We start from the raw sequence: 25,412 nt of genomic DNA on the forward strand, positions 1-25,412 counted from the left end.
CCGGGCTACTCGGACGCGGACGCCTCGGTGCGGTCGGCGCCGGCGGTCGCGCTGCGGGTGGCCTGCCGGGTGCCGTACCAGTCCAGGCACATGACCGTGGCGTCGTCCTGGAGACGGCCGCGGTGCGCGCGCAGGACCTCCGCGACCAGGGCGCGGGAGGCTTCTCGCGGGTGGAGGTCCGCGGTGCGCACGACGAGGGACGGCAGGTCCACGCTGGCGGCGCGGCGTTCGAGCATGCCGTCCGTGAGCATCACCAGCCGGTCCCCCGGCCGCAGGTCGATGCGCTGCGTCCGGTAGGCGGTACGGGGCCGGACTCCGAAGGGCAGGTCCACCAGGGGGACGATCTCCTCGACCTCGCCGTCCCTGAGCCGCAGCGGGCGGGGGTGGCCCGCGTTGACGAACCGGGTGCTGCCGTCGATCAGGCTGACGCGCAGCAGCTGGCCGGTGACGAAGCCCTGCCGGCCGTTCTCCACGAGGGCCTGGTTGGCCTCCCGTGCCTGGCGTGCGAGATCGGCTCCCGCGCGTCTGGCCCGGCGCAGCGCGCCGACGGCCAGGGTCGCGAGGAGCGCGGCTTCCACGTCGTGGCCCATGGCGTCGGTGACGGAGAGCTGCATGGTGTCGCGGTCGACGACGTAGTCGAAGGTGTCACCACCGACGTGGGTCGCCGGCTCCAGCGCACCGGCGACCGTGAACTGGGCCGCTTCGCACGCGAGCGAGGCGGGGAGCAGCCGGTGCTGGATTTCGGCGGCCAGGTTCAGCGGACGGGTGCGCCGGCCCCATTGGTAGACGTCGGTGAAGGCCCGGTTGGCGATGACGATGTAGGCCAGGGCGTGCGCCGTCGCGCCGATCTGCCGCATCGCGTCCGCGCCGGGGCGGGCGGGCAGGAACAGTTCGAGGAGGCCGATCGCGTCGCCGCGGTTGGTGACGGGCGCCACGATCCGCACGCGGCCGTCCCCCTGACCCTGCGCCGCGGGCCGCTGCGTGCGCAGGACGTCTCCGTAGAGGGTGCCCGGCAGGTCGATGCGCTCGGGGGGGTCGTCGGACTCGACGCTCTCGGCCGCGCCGAGCCGTACCACCGACGATCCGGTGAAGTCCACGATCAGGAAGGACACCGCGTCCGCGTTCAGCCGGTCCCTGAGCATCCGCGCGACCACGTCCAGGGACTCGACCGGCGATGCGGCCTCCGCCGCCGCGAGTGCGCCGGCGAGGTCCACTTCCGCCGCCTGCCCTGACTCCGTGCGTCCGCCGAGCGCGTCCGCGTCGTGCCGGTTCCCGGGCGGTGGCATGGACACGCTCCTTTCGGCAGCGGGGCCGCTCCCGCCACGAGGTGCTTCGGCCGGCCGGGTCACGACGGAGCGGTCCGGGGGCGTCGGCGCGGACGTCCCGCGCCCGTCCCTTCCCGTCCTCCTCGACGCGATACGTACATTCTCCACACATACCGACATTTTGACGTCGCAGCGCTCGCCGGCCGGGGCGGATCCCCCGAGCACCGCAAGCGCCCGGCCCGGCGGGCGCGGCCGGTGCGGCCCGCCCCCGTGCCGTCCTCAGCCGTCGAGGTGGCGGGTGTCTCCGAGGCGGGCGAGCTGGCGGTTGTGGAAGAAGTCGTCCTCGCGGAGATGGGTGATGCTGCCCGAGGCGACCCGGAAGTTGACGTGGCCGAGGGAGTCCATCGGCATGCCGATCCAGGCCGCCACGACGAAGGTCAGGGCGAAGCCGTGGGTCACGACGACCTGGTGCTCGTACGGGCGGCGCAGGATGCCGTCCATCGCCTCGTAGATCCGCTCCGCGAACGCGGCCCGGGTCTCGGCCCCCTCGATCCCCTCGACGTGCGCCATCCGGTCGCCGGTCGCGGGCGGGGGGACGAACCGCTTGTCCAGCCACTCCTGGGGCCTGCCCTCCGCCTCTCCGTACGACTTCTCGCGCAGCCGGCGGTCCAGGGTGGCCTCCACGTCGAACACCCGGGCGATCTCGTCCGCCGTGCGCCGGGTCCGCAGGAGGTCGGAGGAGATCAGGTCGACCTCGGCGCCCTCGGGGATCTCGGTCCGCAGGGCGCGGGCGATCGCGGCCGCCTCCCGCACCCCCGCGGGGGTCAGGGTCGAATCGTGCCATCCGCCGACCAGGCCCTCGACGTGGTGACTGGCCTCCGGATGGGTGACGACGTGGATGCTGCGCACCGGCGCGCCTCTCTTTCGACGGGGTTCTGCCCTGCTCGGGGACGGTACCGCGTGCGCCCGGCCCGGGGGGCGGGGTCTCACGGAAGAGACAGTTCCAGGATCATCAGGCCCCACACCAGACGCGCCTGGTCGCGGCGGACGGCGTGCGCGTCCAGGACCTCGCGCACGGCGGCGGCGCTCAGGAATCCGGCGGTGCTCAGCCGGGGCCCGGCCAGTACGTCGGTCGCGAACTCCCACAGTTTGGTGCCCGGGGCCAGGAACGCGTCGACGGGGAAGGTGAAGGGCTGCTTCTGCCGCGTCCGCACCGATTGCGGCACGAGAGGGCCGCCGGCGTCCCAGAGGATCCCCTTGCGCCGGGTCTCGGTGGCCTTCAGGGCGTCCGGGGTGCGCCGCGCGAAGTCGGTGACGGCCGGCTGGCAGTAGGGCACCCGGCCCTCGATCGAGTGGGCCATGGAGAGGTGGTCGAGCTTGCGCAGGTTGAGCCCGGGGAGCTTGTGCAGCCGGTCGAAGGCGAGCAGCTGCTCCAGGCGTGCGGGGGCCGGCGGGCCGAGCAGCTCCCGCGCGCGCTCGCGGCTGCCCCCGGCGTCGTCGAGCAGTGCCCGGTACTCGGGCGTGTAGAGCCGGCGGTAGCGCGCGCGGGGGACCAGCGAGAGCCGGTCCAGGTAGCGCTCCTGCCACGTGTCGTCGGTGGCGGCGAGCGCGGTGCTGTAGCGGCGGTAGCCGCCGAACTGCTCGTCCGCGCCGTCGCCCACGAAGCACACCCGGAAGGAGCGCTTGGCGATCTCCCGGAAGAGGACGTACGCGCTGAGCGCGTGGGGCGTCGCGTTGGGCGAGCCCAGCGCCGCCACCATGGGCCCGATCAGCTCGGGCAGTTCCGCCTCCCGGATCTCGACCACTTCGAGCGGGATCCCGGCGTGCGCGGCGGCATCGCGCGCGTAGGTCTCCTCGTCGGAGGGGTGGGTGCCCTCGTGGGTGACGTGGAAGGCGGTGACGTCGGTGCGCCGGCGGCCCAGCAGCGTGGCCAGGACGGCCGAGTCGAGGCCGCCGGAGAGCTGTACGGCCACGGGCGCGGACTGGAGCGACATCCGCTCCACTTCCCCGGCCAGCAGGGACCCGAGGCGATCGGGCGTGCAGCCGGCGTCCGGCGGCGGCGCCGTGGTGCGCGGTACCCGGGTGGCGGCCGTCCGCCCGTCGTGGACCAGGTGCTCGCCCGCCCGGAGCGAGGACACTCCGGTGTGGAGGGACCTACCGGGAGGCAGGCACTGCCAGTTCAGGTAGTGGTCCACGGCGTACGGGTCCACCTCGGGGCGGCCCGTCCGCAGGGCGGCGAGGCCGCCGGGTTCGGACGCGAAGGCGATGCCGTCCGCGGTGACCTCGTAGTACAGGCTCTTGACCGCCAGCGGGTCGCTCCACAGCTTCAGCCGGCGCCCGGAGCGCAGGTCCACCAGGGCGATGGCGTACATGCCTTCGAGCCGCTCGACGAACCGGTCGCCGTGCAGTTCGTAGTAGGGCAGCAGGACGGAGCCGTCGGAGTCGCCCTCGACGTGCACCCCGTGCCCGGCGAGCTCCCGCCGGATGGCGCGGAAGTTGTAGATCTCGCCGTTGAACACGGCGTGCACCGATCCGTCGGCGTTGGCGAACGGCTGGCGGCCGTGGGACGGGTCCTGGATCGCGAGGCGGTTGCAGCCCAGGCCCCAGTCCTCCCCCCGGACGTGGGCCTGCCGGTCGGGACCGCCCGACAGCTGGGCGTCGCGCGCGGCCTCCATCGCGCGCACGGCGCGATCGGAACCGAAATAGCCGTAGATCCGGCACAAGGGCTCTTCCCCCAGGTGTTCGGTGGGTCGACGCGGACCGCCGGCCGCTCAGGCGGACTTGTTGTTCTCCCCGACGGGGGCCGTGCGGTCCTTCGCCCATTCCCGCAGCGGCAGGTGGTGCGGGGCCGCGGTGCGGGCGGTCAGGGCGGCGAGCAGCTCGCGCAGCGGGGGGAGGCCGGGCTCGACCTCGCGGGCGCGGAAGCAGTACTCGTTCGAGATCTCGGCGTTCCAGGTCATGCTCTCGTGCAGTTCCTCCTTCAGCAGACCGAGGAAGTCCGCGCGGCCGACGAACGCCTCGGCCTTCTCCCGGCCCGCCCGGATCTCGGCGAAGGCGAGGTCGACGAGGTCGAGCCATTCCAGGACCACGTCGGCGGCATCGACCCGCGGACCCGCGCCGAGCGCGTTCAACTCGGCGAAGCGAAGGGTCAGTTCGGAGGGCAGCGGGAGGCGGTCGAGGAAGCGGGAGAGGTACTTCGGGTTGCGGTTGGTGTTGCCGTGGACGTGCGTCAGCCCCCGGAAGGTGTCGACGCCCAGCTTGCGCGCCGCGATCAGCGCCGACGCGTGGTCTCCTTGCGCCCACATGCCGGCCAGGTCGCGGAAGTCGGGGTAGCTGCCGACCGCCGCGCGGAAGGCCGTGTAGGCGACCTCTCCGGGGCGCACCCCGGCGGTGAGCTCGCCGAACGCGGCGGCGTTCGTCAGCGGGACCCCGTACGTGAGCCGCGACAGGACCCGGAAGTCGACGGCGGACGCCGCGAATCCGGAGGACTTGCGGGCGCGGGTGCGCATCTGGGCGTAGAGCCGTGCGTGCGCGTCGAGCAGGGCGGAGACCTCCTGGACCGTCCAGTACTCGACGTCCACTCCGAGCAGGCTGCCGGGCAGGTAGTCGAAGCTGGCCTTCACCCGGTCGCCGCTGGTGTAGTACCGCATGTGCTGCTCGCGGGGGAAGGTGGCGCGGTGGAACCGCTCGTCCTGCGACCGGGCGATGACGCAGAAGTCGAAGTCCGAGGACGGGGTGCCCGAGCCGTCCACGAGCGAGCCGGACAGCATCAGGATGTCGTCGTCCACGAGGTGGATCTTCGCGAGGACGGCCTCCTCGTCGAAGTCGTCCATGCCGCGGACCGCGGCGAGGTGGGTGCGGAAGGAGAGCACGGCTGCCCTGCCCCTCTCGGTCGAAGTGCGGTGTCCCGGCCGGGTGTCCGGCCGGCTGGAAGCGCTGGGATCCGGGTGCGCCGGGCGCGGTGTCCCGGCGGCGCGTACGGTGTCCCGGTGACTTCGCTGAAGCTTCGGCACTCCGTGCGCGCGATCGTGTTGGACGCGGAGGACCGCGTGCTGCTCTGCCGGTTCCTGCTGCGCGAGCCGTCCGGAGCGGTGGTCCTGTGGGCGGCGCCCGGCGGGGGCGTCGCCCCCGGCGAGGGGCCGCTCGACGCGCTGCGCCGGGAGCTGCGCGAGGAGGTGGGGCTCGCCCCGGTCGGCGGCGATCCGCCCCACGTGTGGCACCAGGAGGTCGTACGGCCCGGCATGAGCCGGGGGTACGACGGCGTCGTGAACGACTACTACCTCGTGCGCACCGCGGCCTTCGTCCCGCGCGGGGAGCTGACCGACGAGGAGCTCGCCGCCGAGAACATCACCGGCACGCGGTGGTGGCGGGCGCCGGAGATCGTCGGCTACCGCGGCCCCGACCTCTTCGCCCCGCGCGATCTCGGCACTCCGCTCACCGCCCTGCTCACCGGTGGTGTCCCGGAGCGGCCGGTGCGGCTCGGTCTGTGAGACGCTGCTCCGGGGAGCGCCGCGGCGACGGCACCCGGGCGCGCAGGTGGCCGGCGAGCCGGGCGACCTCCCGGCCCGCGTCGGCGAACGCGTACCGGAAGCGGAAGGTGGGCAGCGCCGTGAGGGCGTCGCGGGTCCGGCCGGGACCGGAGCCGTCCGGTGCGTGGCCGAAGATGTTGAGGTGTTTGTTGGGCAGGCCCAGGACGTGCCGCTCCAGGAGTGCGGCGCGCTCGGCCTGCGGGACCTCGGCCACGCCGGTCTCCGACGGGTCGTCGGCGAGGCTCAGGTGGACGATCGCGTCGACCCCGGCCGACCGGCCGATGCGGGTGTCCAGCAGGTCCGCGTACTCCCAGGGGTAGATCAGGGCCGTCCCGTGCTCCTCCACCCCCGACGCGCGCAGGCTCCCCAGCGTCCGGTTGGCGGGATGGGTCAGGGAGGACAGCACCGTCCGCGCCTTCTCCGGTCCGAACAGCAGGTCGAGGGTGTCCAGCCGGACCGAGACGGACCGCGGCCAGCCGGCGCCGAGGACCCCGCTCCCGTCCGGCTGCGCCGTGAGGCTCACGTCGTCGTTGCACACCATGACGCCCGCGCCGTGCAGCACGCTCGCCATGACGAAGGTGGTCTTGCCCGCCCGGCTGCCGCCCACGAGGGCGACGCCCAGCCCGTCGAGCTGCACCAGCCCGGCGTGCAGGAAGAGCATGCCCTGCCGGGCGGCCGTCGAGCGGTGGATCGCCCGGGTAGCCCGCAGCAGGGACTGCACCACCCACGGCTCGCCCCCCGGGGCGAGGTGGTGGACGGTCCTGCGGGGGTGGTCGACCGCGTAGCGGACGCTGTCCTCGCCCTGCGCGGTGACCGTCTCCCGCGCGGCGTCCTCCGGGGGTTCGGCGCCGGCCACGACCTGCCAGGCGCCCGGTCCGCAAGGGCCCGGTTCGACGGTCAGGTAGGGGCGTGCGAGGCGGTCGATGTGCTGCGCCACGGACGGTGAGCACGTCAGGCCGGTGCTCTCGACGTGCGAACGGACGGTGTACCGGTGCGTGGGTGCGCTCGATGTCATGCCGTCTATCACCCCCGTGGTGTCTGGGTGAGGGCCCGCGCCGTGCCGGGTCCCGGTCTTGTCGGGTCGATCATGACAAGGACGGCGGGGCCTGTCCCGGGCGATTCCGCAGAGCGGAACGGACATGGGATTCGGTCGGCGCGGGACGCGGGTCGGCGCGGATTCAGTCGGCGTCCGCCACCATCGGCCCGCGGGTGTCCCAGCCCAGCTCGTCGAGCCCCCGGAAGAACCTGCCGTTGGACCGCCCGGCGGGTACGCCCAGCAGGCGCACGAGGTCGCCGGCGGCCGGGGCCGGCTCGTTCGGGGCGTCCGGCGTCCCCATGTCGGTACGGATCCATCCCGGGCAGTACGCGAAGGCGGCCAGGTCGCCGGAGGCCTCGGCGAAGTGCCGGGCCACCGACAGGACCAGGGAGTTGGCCGCCAGCTTGGACGACCGGTAGGCGAAGGAGGCCCCGTCGGCGTCCTGGAGTCGTCCCATGCCCGAGGAGACGCAGACGATCCGGCCCGAGCCCCGCGCGAGCATCCGCGGCGCGTACCGCTGGACCAGCCGGGCCGTGCCGAACAGGTTGACCTCGAAGGTGTCCCGCAGGTCGTCCGGGGTGAGGGAGAAGAGGTCGCCGTACCCGCCCCGGGGGTCGTCCAGGTAGACGCCCGCGTTGTTGACCAGCACGTCGACGTCCTCGGCGGCGAAGAGGTCGTCGGCGAGCGGCTCGCGCAGGTCCAGGGCCCGGTAGTCGTCGACGTGGTCGCCGCCCGGCGAGGGCGACAGGCCCACGCCCAGGACGCGGTGGCCTGCGGCCCGCAGCGCACGGCACAGATGGGCTCCGAGGCCGCGGGAGACACCGGACACGAGTGCAGTCGGCATGGCGGCGAGCGTAGCCCCCGCGCGGGCGCCTGTCCGTACCGCGCGGCGCCGGTGCGGGCCGCTGCGCGACGGCCCGCCGTCCCGTGCGCCGTGTCGTGCGGCGGGCGGGCCGGTTAGTCTGGTGCGCCCGGTCAAGGGATGCCCGAGGAATGAGGAGGCGGCGGATGCACACGCACCGACTGCTCGTCACGGGGCCGAGCGGGGCCGGCAGCACCACGCTCGGCCGCGCGCTCGCGACCCTGTGGGCAGCGGCCCACGCGGACGTGGACGACTACCTGTGGGTGCCGACCATCCCGCCCTACACCCGCAAACGCCCCGTCGAGGAGCGACTGGCGCTGATGGAGTCCATCTTCGTGCCGCGCGCCGCCTGGGTGCTGTCCGGGACGCTGCGGGGCTGGGGCGACAGCGTCATCGCGCAGGCCGACGGCGTGGTGTTCCTGACCATCGACCCGCAGGTCCGGATGGACCGGCTGATGCGCCGCGAGGTCGTCCGGTACGGGGACCGCATCGAGTCCGGCGGCGCCCTGGAGACGGCCCACCACGACTTCATGACCTGGGCGAGGGGCTACGAGGACACCGAGGTGCCGGCCCGCCAGTCCAAGGACGAGCGCTGGCTGGCCACGCTCACCTGTCCGGTGCTGCGCCTGGACAGCGCCCTGCCGCCGGACAAGCTGGTCGCCGAGGTGACCGACTGGTTCGAGGGCGGGGCGCCGGACCGGTCCCCGTGACGGGAGCCGTTCGGCCCACCGTCCCCGGGGCCATGCGGCTGGTCGCCGCGGGCCGGGCCGAACTCCTCGACGGCCGGGGCCTCAACAGCTCCTACCGGGTGGCCTGGGGCTCCCGGGCGCTCTCGGTGAAGGTGCACTGCGCGGAGCGTTCCTCGGCCGCCGAGTTCCAGCGGATAGGCCGTGTCGACGCCGCCCTGCGCGGCGCGCCCTGGTACCCGCCGGTGCTCGCCCTGGGCTTCCACGGGACGCCGCGGCCCCGGCTGGTGGTCGTCCGTCCGTACGCCCCCGGTACGCCGGCGCAGGACGCGCGGCGGCACATCACCGGCGTCGTCGGCGTCCTGGCGGACCTGGCGGCGCGCGCGGAGGGGGTCCGGGCCGGGGAGGCGCTGGTCGGGGACTACGCCTCGGTGTGGCTGTCGGGGGCGAGGTCGGAGCGGTCCCTCGTGGACCCGCTGCTGACCGGCGAGTGGCGGGGCCTGGCCCGGGCCATGGACGCGCACCTAGGCGAACTGAGCGCGGGCGCGGCCCGGTTGACCCGGCCGAGCGGCCTGCTGGTCCACCACGGCGACCTGCACGGGCGCAACCTGATCGCGGACGGCCCGGACCGGCTGACGGTCATCGACTGGGACGAGGCCGGCTTCTCCCGGCGGCCGGCCGACGCGGGCAAGGCGCTGTGGCTCTCGTGCCGTCTCGGGCGGGGCGACTTCGTGCTGGACCCGGACGCGACGGCCCTCTTCCTGGGCCGGCTGCACGCCCGGCTGGGCACGCCGTACGCGGACGCCCGCGACCTGGCCCTGCTCGGCGCCCTGTGGTTCCTGCCCCGGCACGGCCACGTCACCCTGCTGGGGCGGCGCGGCGCGGGCCTGGACACCTGGTACCTCGGCTGGGTCCTGCGCTTCTGGACGCGTTTCCGGACGAACCTGGAGCTGGTCGCCGCGGCGGCCGCGGCGCTGGAGGCGGGGGCGCCTTGAGCGGTGCCCCGGCGGCGCGCCCTCACCTGCGCACGCGGTCCTCGAAGTCGGCGGCGAGCCTCGCCACGTCGGCCGCACTGCCCACGGAGCAGCGCAGCACGGGGAGTTTCGCGAGGTGTTCCAGGAAGGCGCCGACCGAGGGGGGTGCCGCCCGGCGCCGGACGGGGACGTCGAGCCAGTCCTCGCCGTAGAGGTTGTCGTCGAGGGAGAAGCAGTTGCGGGTGATGACGTCCGCGGCGTGGGCGGGGCTCGCGGCGGCGAGGCGGTAGCCGGCCGCGCGGTCCACGCGGGGCAGGATCACGCCGGCGAGCGGTGCGTGGGGCACGACCCGGACGCCGAGGTAGCGGCCGACCTCCTGCGAGCTCAGCTTCAGTTTGTCCTCGCCCTGGAAACGGTCCCAGTCCGATCCGGCCGGCGGGAAGCCCGCGCGCACGGACCACGATCCGAAGTCGGTGACGCCCATGACGTCGAGGGAGCCCTTGTTGATGGCGAGCGGCAGCGGGCAGGCCGTCACCTGGTAGCCGGGGCCGCGCTGGTCGAGGTGCATCCGGTCGTTGCCCATCCAGCCGGCCGAGGGCAGCAGCCGGGCCAGCGCGATGGCCGTGGTCGACTTGCCGGCCCCGGAGTCGCCGATCACCAGGTAGGCGCCGTCGTCGTGCACGAAGGCGGAGGAGTGCAGGACCAGCGAGCCCTCGGCCTTGGCGATCCGGGTGGCGACGTCGCGGATGACCCGGGTGAGCCACCGGTCCCCCAGCCCGGACCGGGGGCGCAGGAGCGTCACGCGGCCCTCGGTGCGGATCAGGGCGGCCACCTCGTCGGAGTTCTGGTCGCGGAGCTCGAAGACGGTGTGGCCCTCGCCGTCGAAGCGCGGCTGCCGGTAGTGGCGGGTCAGTTCGTACTCGCCCCGTACGGCCGTCTCGGCCGCGTGCCGGAGCAGCCCGGACACCTCGGAGGGGTCCCGGGCCACGTCGACGATCACGAGGTCCGGCTCCTCCTCCGGGCCGCTCTCTCCGACGCCGAGCATGCCGGGCGGGCAGAAGGTCTCCGAGACCAGGCCGTCGGCCTCGGGCGAATCGGTGACGACCTTCACCGTCTGGTCCCGGACGCGCAGGTACCGGGTGGTCGCACCGTCCGGGTCACGGGATACGAGGTCACTGAGGGACATGGAGACTCCACGGGGGAACGGTCGGGGACGTGCTGCGGGGCGCGGCGCCGGTGGCGGCCGGAACCGCGGCCGGAGCGGTGTTCGGTGCGGTGTTTCGATGGGACGTTTCGATGGGGTGTTCGGTGCGGTGTCCCGGTGCGGCGGTCAGCACAGCGGGCGGGTCACGGCGGCGCCGCGGCGGAACACGGTCCAGGTACGGAACCCGATGTCCCCGAGCACCTTGGCCACCTCCGGGTACTGGTCGGCCACGCGCTCCGGGACGTGCGCGTCGGACCCGAAGGTGATCGGCACCCCGAAGTGGTGGGCCCGCTCCAGCAGGTCGAACTCGGGGTACCAGCCGCCGCACATCTTGGTGCCGCCGGAGGTGTTGACCTCCATCACCGCGCCGGAGTCCCGGATCGCGCGGAGCATCTCGTCGGCCGCGGCGGGCGCGGGGACGGCGCCCAGCGCCGGGTGGTTGCCCTTCAGCGCGTCCACGTGGCCCATGACGTGGAACAGGCCGGAGCGGGCGCATGCGGCGATCTCCCGGAAGTAGCGCGATTTGACCGCGCTCAGCTCGTCCTCCGCCACGCTCTCCCAGCGGGTGGTGTCGAAGATGTCCCGGCCCTCGAACATGTGGACCGAACCGATGACGTAGTCGAGCGGGTAGGCGCTCAGCGCCCTCGTGTACGGGTCGGTCCGCCCGTCGAGGAAGTCGGCCTCCGTGGAGACGAGGATCTCGATGCTGCCCGCGAACTCCTCCTTGAGGGCCAGGGCTTCCGCGATGTAGGAGGGGAAGCCGGACTTCGGCATCGCGACGCGCGGCAGCGCGTGGTCCTCCTCCTCCGCGAACATCGGCGTGTGGTCGGAGAGTCCGAGGACCCTGACGCCCCGGTCGAGCGCCGCGGTGACGTAGTCCCTCAGCGATCCCGTGGCGTGCCCGCAGCGCTGGTGGTGGGTGTGCAGATCGATCACGGCTCACACCGCCAGGTATCCGCCGTCGACCGGCAGGTCGGTGCCGGTGATGAAGCCGGCCTCGGCGGAGAGCAGGAAGGCGATCGGCGCCGCGATCTCCTCGGGATCGGCGAAGCGCCGCAGCAGGAACTTCCCCCCGTGTTCCGGGGCCGCCTCGGCCGTCGCCCGGTCGAGCCCGAGGGCCTCGCGGTGGTAGCGCTCGTTGTTGGCGTTCCACACGGTCCCCGGGCTCACCGAGTTGACCCGGACGCCCCGGGGGGCCAGTTCCTGGGCGGCGCAGCGGGTGAAGCCCAGCACCGCCGACTTGCCGGTGTTGTAGGTCAGGTATCCGCTCTGCGCGATGTGCGCCGAGATGGACGCCATGTTGACGATCGCGGCCCCGGCCGCGTCCGGGGGCAGTGCGGCGACGAACTCCCGGGTGACCAGGGACAGGCCGACGATGGTGGGGGCGAGTGCGGCCTGCCAGTCCTGCGGGGTGGCGTCCAGGCCCTTGAAGACGAAGCCCGCGGCGAGGTTCACCAGCAGGGTGGGGGCCGGCCAGCCGGCCGGGACGCCGGCGAAGGCCGCCCGGACCGCGTCCTCGTCGACCACGTCGCCCACCGCGAGGGCCACCTCGTGACCGTGCTCCCGCCAGTCCTTGACCGCCGAACGGCCGTGTTCGGCGCTCTTGTCGAGGACGAGGACCCGGCACCCTTCCGCGCACAGCCGCGCGACGACCGCCGCGCCGATGCCCTGGGCTCCGCCGGTCACGACCGCGGTGCGGCCCGCGAGCCCCCGTTCGAGCGTGTTCATGTCGTCTCCAGCCCCTTTCCGGTGGCCCATGCGCGTACGTGGTCGAGCGCGTCCCCGCGGTGCAGCCCCTCGGTGGCGCCGTGCGGCGAGAACGTCTCGCCGGAGTCCTCGGTGAGGTTGCGGTCGTCGGCCAGCGCCGCCACGGCCGGCGCCGGTACGCCCCGCTCGGCCAGGCCGGCGCCGAAGGAGGTGCTCCCGATCCCCAGGCCGTCGGCCGCGGCGAAGTACCGCCAGACCTGGAACATGCCCTCCAGGTGCCCGGCCGACAGGTGGACGGTGTTGCGTCCCTCGGAGACGGTGGTGCCCCGGCTCGCGGCCAGGGCGCCCAGCGCGCCCCGCAGGGAGTCCGGGGCCGCGTGCGCCGGGTGCAGCGCGCCCAGGACCTCGGCGCGCAGGGCGTCGATCTCGCGGTCGCCGTGGCACTCCAGGAGGCCGACGAACGCCCCGGCCCCGGTGTAGCCCTCGGCGAGGGCCGGCAGGAAGCCGTTCAGCACCACCGCCCGCCGGCCGCTCGGCCCGGTCACCGAGGCGTACGAGCCGGAGCCCAGCTTGTGGATGCCCGCGGCACGGCAGCGCGCGTCCAGCGCCTCCGGGGTGAGGCCCGCCTCCCGCGCCATCACCCCGTACGCCCCCAGGACCTCCTCGGTGCCCGTCCTCTCCCCCAGCGACCGCAGGGCCCGCAGGGCACCGGAGGTCAGGGTCGCGGGGCCGTCCGCGGCCAGCCGGTGCAGGCGCGGGTAGTGCAGGTAGAGGTGGCCGCCGCGCCCGAACTCCCGCGCCGGGACGACGGCCGCGCGGCGTACGTCCACCTCCGCTGCGCCGAGGACCCGTACCGCCTCGGCCAGCGCCTCGGGGGCCCCCGAGGCGGTCATGACCTCCGGTTTGACCAGTACCACGAAGTGGCTGCCGGCCGCGGGCGGGGCGGCCGGCGGCGGCCCGGTGTCGGTGCGGGGGTCCGCGGCGCGCGCCCGCGCGGCGAGGGCGCGCGCCTCCCGGACGCTCACCACAGGGTGATGCCCTTCTCGATCAGCTCGACCGTCAGGTCGGCGGAGCTCGCGACGGTGGCCTCCACCAGGGCCCGCAGCGCCGGTTCGTCCGCGTCGGGGGTGGTCACGACGACCTCGTCGGGGTGCTCCAGCGGGGCTTCCTTGGAGGTGAAGATGTGCACCTGCGCCGGTCCGCCGAACTCCTCGTGGACCTGCCGGGCCAACCGTGCGGCCATCACGTTGTAGATCTTGCCGGTGTGGTCGAGCGGGTTCTTGCCGGCGGGGGCCTCGATGCTCATGGGACGCATGGGTGTGATCAGGCCGTTGACCCGGTTGCCCCGCCCGACCACGCCCACGTCGCCGGTGTCGGCCACGGACCCGAGGGCGGTGAGGTAGGGGCGGCCGTTGCGGTCGGTGGCGTTCATCAGGAGGCGGACGTCGTGGATGCCCAGCGAGGCGATGTACGCGTCCAGCTCGGCCCGCACGACGGCCTTGCGCGCCAGGTAGTGGTCCATCGACTCGATGTGCGCCGCGAGGAAGGGCATGTTGACGACCAGGCTGAAGGCGTCCTGCCGCCTGCTGCCGAAGACCTTGACGTCCCAGCCCGAGTCCGGGTGGCGCCGCTTGAAGGCGGCGCCGTTGACGAGGTGCTCCAGTCCGAGCACCACGCTCTCCAGCCGGGACAGCGGGGCGTAGCCGTGGAGCAGGTTGGTGTCGTTGGACACCAGCCCCTGCGCGCGCAGGGGTACGAGGTCCCGCAGCGAGGCGGGCTGGTAGCGGGAGCGGCCGCGGCCCGAGCCCTGGTGGTCGACGACGCCGAGTTCGACGACGAGGTGGCGGGTGGCGTCGAAGCCGGTGGTGACCTCCGCCAGGACGTCGGCCGCCGCGCGGAAGACGAGCTCCTGGACGGGTATCTCGGCGGCCCCGACCCGGAAGGCGGCCTTGCCGAAGACCATCACCCGGTAGGGCGAGGTGAGTTCGCCCCGCCCGTAGTCGGTGTCCGCCCCGCCGCCGTAGAGGGTCACCTTGTCGAACCAGTGGTGGGCGACCCCGCCGAACTCCTTGAGGCAGTGGAGGGAGTAGTAGCGCGACATGCGCTCCGCGATGGCGTCGCACATGGTGTCCGGGTGTCCCACTCCCTTGCGCTCGACCAGCTCGTAGGGCAGGTCCTCGACCGATCGGGAGTCCCGTTGTATGGACAGCATTGACCGTCTCTCTGTTCGGTGGCCGGGGGGCTGGCTCAGGAGGCGAAGTCCAGGAACGCGGCCCTGGCCTCGGATTCGGGCAGACCGTGCGGCGGGCTCTTGAAGAGCAGCGGGGAGGGGGCGTCCACCGCGCCGGACAGGCCCCGGTCGGTGGCGGTCTTCGCGGCGCGCACGGCGTTGGCGATGACGCCGGCGGCGTTCGGGCTGTCCTCCACCGTGAGTTTGATGTCGATGCTCACTTGGGAGCCGAGCACCGACTTCGCCGTGACGTTGGCGAAGCACAGCTTGGTGTCGGCGAGGTGCCCGATGAACCCGGAGGGGCCCGCGACCCCGTCCACGTCGCTCATGCCGGCCGCGCGCAGCGCGTTGGCCTTCGAGGTGAACTTGGAGGCGGAGCGGCCGGCGTCGGCGAGGTTCAGGAAGTCGGTGTTCCCGCCGACGTTGAGCTGGTAGGTGCTCTGCAGCTCCAGCCCTCGGCTGAGGAGCAGTTCGATGAGGGCGGTGTGCAGGCAGGTGGCCCCGAGATGGCTGCGCAGGTCGTCGCCGAGCAGGACCACCCCCGCCTCCGCGAACCTGCGGCTGACGCTCGCGTCCCGGGCCAGCTCCTCCGGAGTGCAGTTGACGACGGCGGTCCCGGCGGTGAGCGCGGCCTGCGCGAACATCCGGATGGCCCGGGAGGCCCCCGTGGGCAGGGCGATGACCAGGACGTCGACCTCGTGCTCGACGAGGGCCTTGGCCACGTGCTCCGGGGTGGCGTCCCGTGCGGCGGCGGCGGGCCGCACCACGGACGCGAGCGGGCCCACCAGGCCGTCCAGCACGGGCGCCGGGAGCACCGGGGCGTCGCGGTCGGCGCCGAGGTCGGTGAAGCCGGTGGCGGAGATGACGGGGGCGGTGAACGCCTCCGCCAGGGGCAGTCCGACCTTCGCCTCGTCCACGTCGAACGCGGCGACGATCCGGACGTCCGCGAGGCGGTAGCCGCCGAGGGTGTGGCACATCAGGCCCGGCAGCCTGGTGTCCGGGGCGGCCTGGGCCAAGGCGACGAACTGGGCGAAGCTCCACGCGCAGTTGCCTGCGCCGGCGAGCGCGACACGGATGTTCTTCATGGCGGTTGTTCCTTCCTGGGCGGACGGCGGCACTCCGGACCCGGCGGATCGGCTCGTACCTTCGGACGTGCCCCCGCGGCGCCGGGACCGCGGTGCGTACCGGTCAGGTCCGCCACGGCCGGGGGACCCGGCGGGCGGCGCTCGCATGGGTCTCGGCCCAGCGGCGTATCGATCGGTGGAGCACCAGGGCCGTGTCGGGCACCCGGTGCGTGACCTCGAACGGTTCCGTGACCGACAGGTAGCCCTGGTAGGCGCGGAACGCGGTGACCCGGAGCAGTTGCGCCCGGTCCAGGTGCTGCTCGGCGAAGGGCAGGTAGAAGCGGTTCCACTGCTCGGGCGTCATGGAGGGGAGCCGGTCCAGCGGGGGGACCCCGTGCGCGGCCCGCCAGGTGTTGAGGGCGGCCCGGACCGTCTCGAAGGCCTCGGCCACCGGCTGGGCGCGGTCGCCGCGCCCGAGGACCGACAGCCGGGTGGCCGCCGGGGCGCCCGCGGCGAGGAGCCGGGTGACGTGCTGGGCCACGTCGTCGGTGCTGACGATGTCCAGCAGTGCCTTCTCCTCGGCCACCATCGCCGGGACCGCGCCGCTGCACAGCGACGTGGGCAGCCAGAAGAACCCGCTGTAGCGGTCCAGCAGGCCGTCGGTGCGCGCTCCCATCACCACGGGGAACCGCACGATGTCGGCGCGCGCGCTCTCGGCGTGCACCAGCCGTTCCGTCGCCGCCTTGGACCACTCGTACGAGTTGCGGTAGGCGTCCGGGGAGGGCGAGGTGACGTCCCCGGCCAGGCCGGTGGCGTAGGAGGACGAGAGGTGCACGAGGTGGGTCTCGGGGGTGGTCAGGCGCAGCACCGCCCGCAGCGGGTCGACGTTGGCCCGTTCGGCCTCCTCGAAGGGCAGGTTCCAGCGGGTGTCGGCGGCGCAGTGCACCACGGTGTCCCACGGGCCGCGCAGCGCCGGGGGCGGCTCCTCGCGTCCGACCTGCCAGACGTGCTGCCGGGGGCCCGTCCCCCCTCGGCGGCTGACGCCGTGGGGCCGGTGTCCCGCCGCGTCGAGCGCGCGCATCACGGCGCCGCCGACGGCGCCGGTGGCACCGGTCACGAGGATGCGCACGGAGCCGCTCACGCGACCGTGATCCGCCGCTCGATGGCGCGGAGCATGTGCTCGGAGTTCTCGCGCAGGGCCTTCGCGGCGACCGGGTTCAGCATGTCGGCCAGCAGGGGTATGCCGATCTCGAAGTCGACCGAGAAGACGACGACCGAGGTGCCGTCGCCCTGGTCGTCGACGCGCCAGTAGCCGGTGAACTCGTCGAGGTCGCCGGAGACCTGGGTGAACGTCATGACGCGGCCGGCCTCGTCGAGCACGTCCTCCTCCACCCATTCGAGTACGGAGCCCTTCAGCAGCACGGACCACTCGCTGGTGCGGGTGCCGTCCTCCGCCTCGCCGAGCACGGTCACCGCTTCGACGTTCTCCATGTAGTCGGCGTAGTCCTCCAGCCGGGTGACGGCGCGCCAGGCGTCCGCCGCCGGGGCCTTGATGGGCAGGTTGACCTCGACGTGGGGCATGGCTGTGTGTCTCCTTCGGGCAGGGGGCCGGGCGGCTCAGCCGGCCGGGTCGAAGCTGATCTCACGTCCCGTACAGAAGGCGCCGACCACCTCGTCGCACGTCAGCAGGGACGGCGGGTGGTGGTGGACGGCGAGCGAGTCGACGAGGAGGGAGGCGGCCGCCTGCCCCCGTCCGTAGAGGCGGCTGCCGATGACGGGGGTCACGGCGGCGAGCACGCGGTCGCGGGTGTCGCTGAGCGAGGCCCGCAGGCCGACCGCGGCGGCCATTGCGGCCCGTCCCGCGACCGCTCCGGACCCGACGTCGGCGGCGAGCTGGCGGCAGGCTCCGCCGAGGGTGAGCAGTTCCCGGGTGGCGCGGCCGAGCAGGGCCGTCCTCGGGCCGTGCGTCTGCGCGCGGATCACCTGGCGGTAGGCGACGTCCAGCAGCCCGCTGAGGACGCCGTGGTAGGTGGCGCTCAGCAGGACCGCGAACCACACCATGCCGGAGATCACGTTGTCGTCGATGACGTCGGCGGGGCCCCGGTGGAAGACGAGCCGGTCGTCCAGGTCCACGTCGCGCAGGACCAGTCCCGCCGTGTCCGAGTCGGTCATGCCCAGCGAGGACCACTCCCCCTCGACCGTGAGCCCCGGTGACGAGCGGGGGCACAGGGCCAGGATCGTGTCGTCGGTTCCGGTGACCCGGGCCGTCAGGCACACCAGGGTGGCCGTGGTGGCGAGGGAGCAGGGGAACTTCGTGCCCGAGACCCGGTACCCCTTGGCGGTGGGGACCGCCTCGGAGCGGCTGCTCATGAAGTTGGGGCTGCCGCCGGGCTCGGCGAACGCGGACGCGACCAGGGACCCGGTCCGGGCTATCCCCTCCAGCAGCATCCAGCTGGAGTCCCGGTGGCGCTGCCAGTAGTCGGCCATCAGGCCGACGGTGAAGGCGTGCATGTTGAGCGCGATCGCGGCCGACGGATCGACCATGCCCAACGCGCGTTGTGCGGCGGCGACCTCGACGAGGCTCGCGCCCCCGCCGCCGAACTCCCGCGGGATCGGCAGGCCCGCGTAGCCGCTCGCGGTGAGGTCACGGATGCGGTCGGCGCCCGAGGCGCCCTCGCGGGGCGGCGCGGGCGTCCAGGCCGTGCTCCAGCCGGCGTTGAGCAGGGCCAGGTGGGGGGCCCCGGCGCGGCCGGAGCGGTCCGTCGCGTCCGCGGCGGCATGGGTCATGCCTCTCCCCTCGGGTTTTCGGTTCCGTACGGACCGTCGGTCGGTACGGGATGAACACAAGCAGACGGCGGCGGTCTTATCAGCAAGTGTTTCTTTGTGCGGAACACGAATCGGCGCGGGTGTTCCGGGCGGCTGTCGGCAGAATCGTTTACCGGAGTTCCAGGAGGGCGAGGAGCCGGGCGGGATCGGGGCGCGCGGGATTCACGCGCACGGTCTCCCAGCCGAGCGCGCGCGCCGGCTCGATATCGAGTTCGGCGGAATCCCCGACCATCACGCGCCGGTCGAACGCGCCCTCTGCGATGAGCCGGAATGCGCGGGGATCCGGCTTCTTCGGACCGCCGTCCGCCGTGAACAGGGCCCGCTCGTACACCCCGGGCACGTGCAGGCCGTCCAGGAGCCTGCGCATGAGGGGGCCCGGCAGGTAGCAGTTGGACATGAGGCGGACGGTGTGCCCGGCCGCGGCGATCCGGGTCATGGCGTCGGCCACGGGCGCGCACAGGGTGTACTGGGCGGGGTCGGCGCACCCGAACGCCCGCCACAGCGCCTCCTCCAGATCGGCTCGCTCCCGGCGTTCGCCCTGCTCCCGCAGGGCTGCCTCCAGCAGGTCGAGGGTCGGCGGCTGGAGCGCGGACGGGTCGGCCATCGCGGTGAGGAGGGCGTCGAAGACGCTCCGCACGACCTCGCCGGCCCGCCGCTGGTCCAGGGCGAGCACGTCGGCGAGGCAGGCGGTGAAGTGCTCCGCTCCCGGGAGCGGACGGGACAGGACGAGGGTGTCGAAACAGTCGAAGACCACGACGGCGGGCATGGCGTCCCTCTCGGATGTCGCGCGGGGGCGGCTTCTTCGGTGGCGGGTTCGGGAGGCGGGGGACGGCGGGTTTCGCGACCGGGGCCGCGCGTGCGCGGCGTCAGGACCACGAGAGCTTGCGGTGGTGGACCCGGAAGAACAGCAGGGTCACCGCGGTCAGCCCGGCCGCGAACGCGCAGAGCACGCCGGCCGGCAGCAGGACCGCGCGCACCCCGCCGCCGTCGAGGATGACGGTGGAGAAGCCGCGCATCGCCCAGTAGCTGGGCACGCCCGGGGCGAGCGGACGCGCCCACTGCGGCAGCGCGGACAGCGGCGTCAGCGCCCCGCCGAGACCGGCGAAGACCAGGGCGAGGAGGTTGGCGAAGACGCTGAGCTGCGCGATCGTGCGGCAGAGCGCCACCAGCGCCATGCCCGCCATGACCACGCACAGCGCGAGGGGGACGCCCACCACGACGAGCGCGGTCCACGAGCCCCGTACCCGCAGCCCGAACAGCGCTCCGCCCGCGGCGAAGACCACGGCGAGTTGCACCACCGCGACCGCCAGGGGGACCAGGATGCGTCCCGCGACCAGCTCGAACGGTCGCGCGGGGCCCGCCCGGAGCCGGTCCCAGGTGTTCCAGCCGTGCTCCCGGAACATCGCGAAGCCCATGACGGTGACGAGGAAGAAGAGGAACATCACCGCCATGCCGGGCACGCCCTGTTCGGCTCCGGTGGCGTCCTCGACGTCGCCGGCCCGCAGGGCCGCGCGGAACAGCGGCTGCATGAAGCCCATGATCAGCAGGGGCATGACCGTACGGACGACGAGCGGCGCCGGATCGCGCACGAGGAGCCTGACGTCCTGCCGGACCAGCGCGGCGATCCGGCGCGGTGACCCGTCACCCATGGCGACCCGCCTCCACGGTCCGGCCGGCCGGCGGTGTCGGGCCGTCCCCGCGCCCGTCGTCCGGACCGGCCGCGGCCGCCGTGGCGCCCGGGGCACCGGTCTCGGCCCCGGCCTCGGGCCGCTGTCCCGTCAGGGCCAGGAAGACCGTCTCCAGGCTGGGCCGCAGCACCCGCAGGTTGACCAGCCTCGGGAGGGAGTCGCCGAGGGCGGCGAGCACCTCGGGTGCCGCGAGGTGCGGCTCGCGGGCGTGCACCCGCAGGGTTCCGTCGGCGCGGGTCACCGGCCAGGGGACGCGCAGGGGCGGCGGGGCGCCGGAGAAGGTGAGCTCCACGGCGCCCTCGCCGTGGTCGCGCACCAGGTCGGTGACGGTGCCGCGGGCGACCAGGCGTCCGTGGTCGAGTACGGCCGCGCTCGCGCCGAGGTCCTCCACCTCGCCCAGGTAGTGGGTCGAGTAGCAGACGGCCGTGCCCGCGGCGGCCAGCTCGCGGACGTGGGCGATGAGCCGGGCCCGGGTCTCCACGTCCACGCCGGCCGTCGGCTCGTCGAGCAGGAGCAGCCTGGGCCGGTGCAGCAGGGCCATGGCGGTGTGCACGCGCCGCTGTTCGCCCCCCGAGAGCCGGCCGACGCGGCGTTCGAGCAGGTCGGTGAGGCCCAGCGGTGCGGCGGCCTCCTCGATGCGCCGCTCGGCCTCCCGGCGGCGCAGTCCCGCCAGCTCCGCGAAGAAGCGGAGGTTCTGCCGTACGGTCAGTGGGGGGTACACGCCCAGTTCCTGCGGCGCCAGGCCGAGCCCGAGGCGGGCCCGGCGCGGCTCGCGGACCGGGGAGACGCCCAGGACCTCGATCTCGCCGGCGTCGGGCCGCAACAGCCCGGCCACCAGGGACATCAGGGTGGTCTTGCCCGCACCGTTGTGTCCGAGCAGGCCGACGACCTCGCCCTCGGCGATGTCGAGGCTCACGTCGTCCAGGGCCGTCACGGAGCCGTACCGCTTGCCGACGCCGCGCAGGCTCAGCGGCAGCGGCGGGCCGCCGGACGCGCTCGGGTTCGGGTTCGGGTTCGCGTTCGCGGGGGCCGGGTCAGTCGACACGGCGCGACCAGGCTTCGGGCAGCAGGTCGGGGAGGCCGACGCGCTGGAGGTGGGGCTGCCAGGTGCGGGCCAGCTTGAAGCCCTTCATGAGTCCGCTGCCGGACCGCACGTCGGGCAGCGGCTCGCGGTAACCGAGCAGGCCCTCGGTGTCCCGCAGGTGGTCCCGGAGCCGCTCCAGCCACTCCTCGCCGCGCGCGGGGTCTCCGTTCGCCGCCTCCCGGCCCCGGGCGGCGAGCAGCAGCCCCGCCTCGACCTGGTCGGCCGGGACGCCGGCGAAGGGGTCGGAGGCGGCCTCGTCGCGCCCGTAGCTCAACTCCCCCTCGGTGCGCAGCCCGCGTACGGACAGCGACAGCTGGACGAGTTCGTACGCCATGAGGACGGCGACCTCGGTCTGGCCCGCGGCGGCGGCGCCCTCGATGTCCTCCAGCCGGGCCCGGCAGCCGAGCAGCAGGCGGGCGGCGCCGTGGGCCCGGAACGCGAGGAGCCGGCGCAGGTCGGTCGGGACGGCTTCGCCGGGCGCCGTGGCGGCCGGGCCGGTGCTGCCGGGGGGCGTCACGCGGGTACCTCCGGGTCGGGCTGGGCCACTCCCAGCCACATCATGCCGCCGACGAACAGGGGCAGCAGGTCGTCCGGGAGTGCGGAGCCGGCGGGGCCCGACCAGACGACCGCGTCGCTCTCCTGGTGCGGCAGGTCGGAGCGGAGCACTTCCAGGGCCCGCAGCTGCCACCGGTCCACGACCGTGCGGTCGTCCAGGGCGGTCGTTCCGATGCCGGTGGACCACCGCAGGACCGCGTGGAGCGGCCCGGCCGGTCCGACGAGCCGCTCGACGAGGCCGAGGCAGTGCGGGACCCGCTCGCGGGGGTCGAGGGGCGGGGCCAGGGCGTCGCCGAGGACGGCCAGGCCCTCGGCGTCGTCGAGGGCCTTGAGCTTCTCCCCCACCCATTTGGCGGGGAGGTAGACCTGTCCGCCGGCCGCGGCCCGGGCGTTGAGCGCGGCGACCACCGCCTCGCGTGCGCGGGCCGCCGCCGCCATCGGCTTGGCTCCGAGCAGCCAGCGGGCGGCCTGGGCGAGCCGGTGCGCCTCCACCGTCCACCACTGCTCCACCACGTCGGCGTGCCAGGGCGCGCGCAGGGCGGCGTACCAGGCGTCCCAGGGCGGCGCGGCGACGAGCGGCAGTCCGAGGGCGAGCCGGTTCGCGGTGTTGAGGGCGCGGCGCCGGTGGTTCCAGCCGGATTCGCCGACCGACGCGAAGCGGGGCCAGGGCTCGACGCGCAGGGCGGCCGTGGTGTCCCGGACGGCGCTCGCCCGGCGGATGTTGACGTCGATCAGCGTGCCGTGCTCGTGGGACTGGACGGGGAAGCGGGTGAGCCGGTCGTTCTCCACCAGGACGAAGAGGTCGAGGTCGCTGCGGTGGTTGCCGAAGCCGGCCAGTACGGATCCGGCGGCGACGGCGAGCACCGGAGCGCCCATGCCCTGGTCCGCCTCCCGGCGCACCGCGTCCGTGGTGATGGCGCGCTCGTCCAGAAAGGCGGCCAGACGGCTCTGCAGAATTCCTGGACCGGGAAATGCGTCGGCACGTGCCGAAGTGGTCTGCATGGAGTTCGGTGCACCTTTCCGATGCGGCTGCCGGCGGGGCGTCGGGGGGATCGGGCGATTCCCGAGGCATTCCGGTGGGCGTTCACCGGATGTCCGCGGAAATCGGGAACTCCCGCGGCGGCGCCCAGCCTTTCAGGGGGCGCCGCCGCGGGCAACGAACGTTCCGGCAGCCGGAACGCGACTTCTCCGCGGCGGCGCGGACCGCTAGAACCGTCCTTGGACGGATTCCCATCACGTCCGCGCCGGACCGGTCGGCGCCGGACGAGGAGAGGACGGCACCGATGGCCGCGAGCGACGGACACGGGGCCGCCCGGGACGCGCTCGCCGCGACCCGCCGCCACCAGTCCCCCCAACTGGCCCTGGTCTACGGGATGAACGGCTCCGGAGCGATCGAGATGCGCGGCGAGGGCGCCCGCCTGCTGCTCTCCGACGGCCGTGGCGCCCTGGACTTCGGGAGCTACGCCGTCACCCTGCTCGGGCAGCGCCATCCGGCCGTCCTGGCCGCCGTGCGCGACGAGCTGGACGCGATGCCGGTGTCGACCCGGGTGCTGGCCAACCGGACGACCGCCGAACTGGCCCGGCGGCTGGCGGCCTGGGGCGATGCGGAACGCCTGACCAAGGTGTGGCTGGGGCTCAACGGCTGTGACGCGGTCGAGGCGGCGCTCAAACTGGCCCGGCTCGCCACGGGCCGCAGCCGCGTCCTCGCGATCGAGGGCGCCTACCACGGCAAGTCCCTCGGAGCACTGGCCGCGACCTCGAACGCACGCTACCGCCGCGGTCTGGAACCCCTGCTGGGCGGCGTCATCCACATCCCGGCGGACACTGCGGCGATCCCCGCGGCCTTCGCGGCGGGCGGGGCGGACGGCGGGGTGGCGGCCGTCCTCTTCGAGCCGGTCCAGGGCGAGGGCGGGGTGCTGCCGCTGGAGCCCGCTTTCCTGCGGGCCCTGGCCGACGCCGCGCACGCGCACGGCGCCTTCGTGATCGCGGACGAGATCCAGACGGGGCTGCGCCGGTGCGGCCCCCGGCTGGTCAGTACCGAGGCCGGGGTGCGCCCGGACGCGGTGCTCCTCGGCAAGGCACTGGGCGGCGGGGTGCAGCCGCTGTCCGCGGTGCTGGCCACGCCGGAGCTGTACGCCCCGCTGACGGCGGACCCGTTCGCCCACACCACCACCTTCTCGGGGCATCCGCTCGGCGCGGCGGCCGGCCTCGCCGCCCTCACGGCGGTGGAGGAACTCGCGCCGCGCGGAGCCGTGCTGGAGCGCCTGCTGGCCGACGGCCTGGCGCGGATCGCCGGCCGGCACCCCGGCCTGGTGACGCGGGTGCGTGGCCGCGGGCTCCTGTGGGGCGTGGAGTTCGGCACTCCCGCCGCGGCCGGGGACGTGCTGATGGAGCTCGGCCGCAAGGGCCTCGTGGTCTCGCCGTGCCTGGGCCGGCCGGAGGTGCTCCGGCTGCTCCCGCCGCTGGTGGCCTCGGACGAGGAGGCCGAGGAGGCCCTCGCGATCCTCGACTCCGTCTGCGCCGCCGTACCCGACGAGTTCAGGTCCGCCGACGCGCCCTAGCCGGACCGGGCCCCGGCCGGGCGGCGGCCCGCCGTACGCACGTACCGAACGAACGACCGACCGACCGACCGAGGAGCGTCACCATGCCGGATGCCGGGCCGTACGCCGCGGGGCGCGATGCCGGACGGGGGTCCGGTCCCGGGCCCGGGCCCGTACCGGCGGCGGCCGGAGCGGCTTCACCGGCGGGTCAGCGGGGAGCCCAGTACCGCTACCACCGGGACCTGTTCCCCGCGCTGCACGACTGGGAGCGCACCGAGCGCTCCATCGTCGAGTTCAGCGGCGAGGAGGGTCCCGCCGGACTGCTGGGCCTCGACCAGATGGGCCACTTCGGTCCGCAGGGCTGCGACCTGGTGGCCTCCGCCGTGATCGACCACGGCGGAGGTCCGCTCGACCTGTGCGAGCTGGGCAGCGGTTTCGGCGGCGCCCTCCGGTACACGGTGGACAAGATCACCGCGGGCGGGCTGACCGTGCGCCGTGCCCACGGCGTCGACCTGGTCCCCGAGCACTGCGCCGTCAGCCGGAACATCAACCACGCGCAGGGGCGCACCGGGACGACCGACATCTGCGCGTCCGCCACGGCCGTCCCGCTCCCCGACGCCTCGCTCGACGTCGTCCTGGTGACGGGATCGATGCCGCACTTCCCCGCGCCCGGCGAGGTGCTGCGCGAGGCCGGACGGCTGCTGCGCCGCGGCGGGTTGCTCGTCCTGACGGAGGAGGTGAGCCTGACGCCCGGCGGTGACGGGCCGTCGGAGCCGTTCCGCGCCACCCACCCGCGCGGGGTGTTCTTCACGACCCCGCTCGCCGACCGGCTGCGGGAGCTGGAGCGCGCGGGCTTCGCGGACGTGGTCCACAGGGACCTGACGCGGTGGGCGGTGGCACTGCTCACCGACCGCCTGAAGGTCGTGCGCATCTTCCGGGGAAGTGTGGCCGGCATCTACGGGCCCGCGTCGGCCGATCTCATCCGCGACACCCTCGACGCGGCCCGCACGGAGTTCCTGGCGGGCCGGCTGTCACCCGCCCTGATCACGGCCCTGCGGGTCTGACGCGGCGCCACGGCGGCGGGGTCCGCGACGCTGCTGCCGGTCTCCCGGGGGCTGCGGTCGGGCCGGGCCCGTCCGCACGCGCGCGAGGGGGGGCGGGC

Annotated in this window: 25 protein-coding genes; 5 read left to right on the forward strand and 20 right to left on the reverse strand. The window is 74.3% G+C overall.

Annotated features, from left to right (window positions below; genetic code table 11):
* Positions 1–5: 5 nt before the first annotated feature.
* The 4 genes from CP968_RS05035 to CP968_RS05050 form a co-directional block, all read right to left on the reverse strand.
* Complete coding sequence (locus CP968_RS05035; RefSeq protein ID WP_150521727.1) at positions 6–1,214, reverse strand: PP2C family protein-serine/threonine phosphatase; 1,209 nt, start codon at positions 1,212–1,214, stop codon at positions 6–8.
* Between the two features lie 330 nt (positions 1,215–1,544).
* Positions 1,545–2,174, reverse strand: a complete 630-nt coding sequence (locus CP968_RS05040; protein WP_150516835.1) for a histidine phosphatase family protein — start codon at positions 2,172–2,174, stop codon at positions 1,545–1,547.
* Positions 2,175–2,251: 77 nt separating this feature from the next.
* Positions 2,252–3,988, reverse strand: a complete 1,737-nt coding sequence (gene asnB, locus CP968_RS05045) for an asparagine synthase (glutamine-hydrolyzing) (protein ID WP_268253262.1) — start codon at positions 3,986–3,988, stop codon at positions 2,252–2,254.
* 48 nt (positions 3,989–4,036) lie between these two features.
* Positions 4,037–5,137 (reverse strand): hypothetical protein, encoded by a 1,101-nt coding sequence (locus CP968_RS05050; protein WP_150516837.1) that lies wholly within the window; start codon positions 5,135–5,137, stop codon positions 4,037–4,039.
* 117 nt (positions 5,138–5,254) lie between these two features.
* Between CP968_RS05050 and CP968_RS05055 the strand changes: the two genes are divergently transcribed.
* Complete coding sequence (locus CP968_RS05055; RefSeq protein WP_150516838.1) at positions 5,255–5,755, forward strand: NUDIX domain-containing protein; 501 nt, start codon at positions 5,255–5,257, stop codon at positions 5,753–5,755.
* On the opposite strand, the gene CP968_RS05060 is transcribed toward CP968_RS05055, so the two are convergent.
* Positions 5,712–6,809: a phosphoenolpyruvate carboxykinase (ATP) gene (locus tag CP968_RS05060; protein ID WP_150516839.1), complete on the reverse strand. Its 1,098-nt coding sequence runs from the start codon at positions 6,807–6,809 to the stop codon at positions 5,712–5,714. The genes CP968_RS05055 and CP968_RS05060 overlap by 44 nt on opposite strands.
* A gap of 163 nt (positions 6,810–6,972) precedes the next feature.
* On the reverse strand, positions 6,973–7,674 hold the full coding sequence (locus CP968_RS05065) for an SDR family NAD(P)-dependent oxidoreductase (RefSeq protein ID WP_150516840.1): 702 nt from the start codon (positions 7,672–7,674) through the stop codon (positions 6,973–6,975).
* A gap of 164 nt (positions 7,675–7,838) precedes the next feature.
* Between CP968_RS05065 and CP968_RS05070 the strand changes: the two genes are divergently transcribed.
* Positions 7,839–8,402, forward strand: coding sequence for a P-loop NTPase family protein (locus CP968_RS05070; RefSeq protein WP_150516841.1), 564 nt, complete (start codon positions 7,839–7,841; stop codon positions 8,400–8,402).
* Positions 8,399–9,373 carry a phosphotransferase gene (locus CP968_RS05075; RefSeq protein ID WP_150516842.1) on the forward strand — a complete coding sequence of 325 codons (975 nt, stop codon included), beginning with the start codon at positions 8,399–8,401 and terminating at the stop codon, positions 9,371–9,373. Before CP968_RS05070 ends, CP968_RS05075 begins: the two co-directional genes overlap by 4 nt.
* 22 nt (positions 9,374–9,395) lie before the next feature.
* Here the strand turns inward: CP968_RS05075 and CP968_RS05080 are convergent, their stop codons facing one another.
* The 14 genes from CP968_RS05080 to CP968_RS05145 form a co-directional block, all read right to left on the reverse strand.
* Positions 9,396–10,538 (reverse strand): P-loop NTPase family protein, encoded by a 1,143-nt coding sequence (locus CP968_RS05080; protein ID WP_150516843.1) that lies wholly within the window; start codon positions 10,536–10,538, stop codon positions 9,396–9,398.
* Positions 10,539–10,682: 144 nt separating this feature from the next.
* Positions 10,683–11,492: a histidinol-phosphatase gene (locus tag CP968_RS05085; RefSeq protein ID WP_150516844.1), complete on the reverse strand. Its 810-nt coding sequence runs from the start codon at positions 11,490–11,492 to the stop codon at positions 10,683–10,685.
* Positions 11,493–11,495: 3 nt separating this feature from the next.
* A complete protein-coding gene (locus CP968_RS05090) occupies positions 11,496–12,284 on the reverse strand; it encodes an SDR family NAD(P)-dependent oxidoreductase (RefSeq protein WP_167536763.1) in 789 nt (262 codons plus the stop codon).
* Positions 12,281–13,288, reverse strand: a complete 1,008-nt coding sequence (locus CP968_RS05095) for a hypothetical protein (RefSeq protein ID WP_150516846.1) — start codon at positions 13,286–13,288, stop codon at positions 12,281–12,283. The genes CP968_RS05090 and CP968_RS05095 overlap by 4 nt, the downstream gene beginning before the upstream one ends.
* On the reverse strand, positions 13,285–14,475 hold the full coding sequence (locus CP968_RS05100) for a methionine adenosyltransferase (protein ID WP_150516847.1): 1,191 nt from the start codon (positions 14,473–14,475) through the stop codon (positions 13,285–13,287). Before CP968_RS05100 ends, CP968_RS05095 begins: the two co-directional genes overlap by 4 nt.
* A gap of 35 nt (positions 14,476–14,510) precedes the next feature.
* Positions 14,511–15,578: an inositol-3-phosphate synthase gene (locus tag CP968_RS05105; protein ID WP_150516848.1), complete on the reverse strand. Its 1,068-nt coding sequence runs from the start codon at positions 15,576–15,578 to the stop codon at positions 14,511–14,513.
* Positions 15,579–15,681: 103 nt separating this feature from the next.
* On the reverse strand, positions 15,682–16,698 hold the full coding sequence (locus CP968_RS05110) for an NAD-dependent epimerase/dehydratase family protein (RefSeq protein ID WP_150516849.1): 1,017 nt from the start codon (positions 16,696–16,698) through the stop codon (positions 15,682–15,684).
* A complete protein-coding gene (locus CP968_RS05115) occupies positions 16,695–17,138 on the reverse strand; it encodes a type II toxin-antitoxin system RatA family toxin (protein ID WP_150516850.1) in 444 nt (147 codons plus the stop codon). The genes CP968_RS05110 and CP968_RS05115 overlap by 4 nt, the downstream gene beginning before the upstream one ends.
* A 36-nt stretch (positions 17,139–17,174) precedes the next feature.
* Positions 17,175–18,344 carry an acyl-CoA dehydrogenase family protein gene (locus CP968_RS05120; RefSeq protein ID WP_150516851.1) on the reverse strand — a complete coding sequence of 390 codons (1,170 nt, stop codon included), beginning with the start codon at positions 18,342–18,344 and terminating at the stop codon, positions 17,175–17,177.
* Positions 18,345–18,492: 148 nt separating this feature from the next.
* Complete coding sequence (locus CP968_RS05125; RefSeq protein ID WP_150516852.1) at positions 18,493–19,149, reverse strand: HAD family hydrolase; 657 nt, start codon at positions 19,147–19,149, stop codon at positions 18,493–18,495.
* A 100-nt stretch (positions 19,150–19,249) separates the two neighbouring features.
* Positions 19,250–20,032: an ABC transporter permease gene (locus tag CP968_RS05130; RefSeq protein ID WP_150516853.1), complete on the reverse strand. Its 783-nt coding sequence runs from the start codon at positions 20,030–20,032 to the stop codon at positions 19,250–19,252.
* Positions 20,025–21,116 (reverse strand): ABC transporter ATP-binding protein, encoded by a 1,092-nt coding sequence (locus CP968_RS35295; protein WP_150516854.1) that lies wholly within the window; start codon positions 21,114–21,116, stop codon positions 20,025–20,027. The genes CP968_RS05130 and CP968_RS35295 overlap by 8 nt, the downstream gene beginning before the upstream one ends.
* Complete coding sequence (locus CP968_RS05140) at positions 21,106–21,672, reverse strand: hypothetical protein (protein ID WP_229886208.1); 567 nt, start codon at positions 21,670–21,672, stop codon at positions 21,106–21,108. The genes CP968_RS35295 and CP968_RS05140 overlap by 11 nt, the downstream gene beginning before the upstream one ends.
* On the reverse strand, positions 21,669–22,712 hold the full coding sequence (locus tag CP968_RS05145; protein ID WP_150516855.1) for a hypothetical protein: 1,044 nt from the start codon (positions 22,710–22,712) through the stop codon (positions 21,669–21,671). The genes CP968_RS05140 and CP968_RS05145 overlap by 4 nt, the downstream gene beginning before the upstream one ends.
* A 281-nt stretch (positions 22,713–22,993) precedes the next feature.
* Here CP968_RS05145 and CP968_RS05150 point away from each other — a divergent pair, with 281 nt between their 5' ends.
* The gene (locus CP968_RS05150) at positions 22,994–24,271 is read left to right on the forward strand and encodes an aspartate aminotransferase family protein (protein WP_150516856.1); all 1,278 of its coding nucleotides are present in this window, start codon (positions 22,994–22,996) and stop codon (positions 24,269–24,271) included.
* An 83-nt stretch (positions 24,272–24,354) separates the two neighbouring features.
* Positions 24,355–25,314, forward strand: a complete 960-nt coding sequence (locus CP968_RS05155) for a methyltransferase domain-containing protein (RefSeq protein ID WP_150516857.1) — start codon at positions 24,355–24,357, stop codon at positions 25,312–25,314.
* Positions 25,315–25,412: the final 98 nt, after the last annotated feature.

It is taken from the genome of Streptomyces subrutilus, from assembly GCF_008704535.1.
Classification (GTDB): Bacteria; Actinomycetota; Actinomycetes; order Streptomycetales; family Streptomycetaceae; genus Streptomyces; species Streptomyces subrutilus.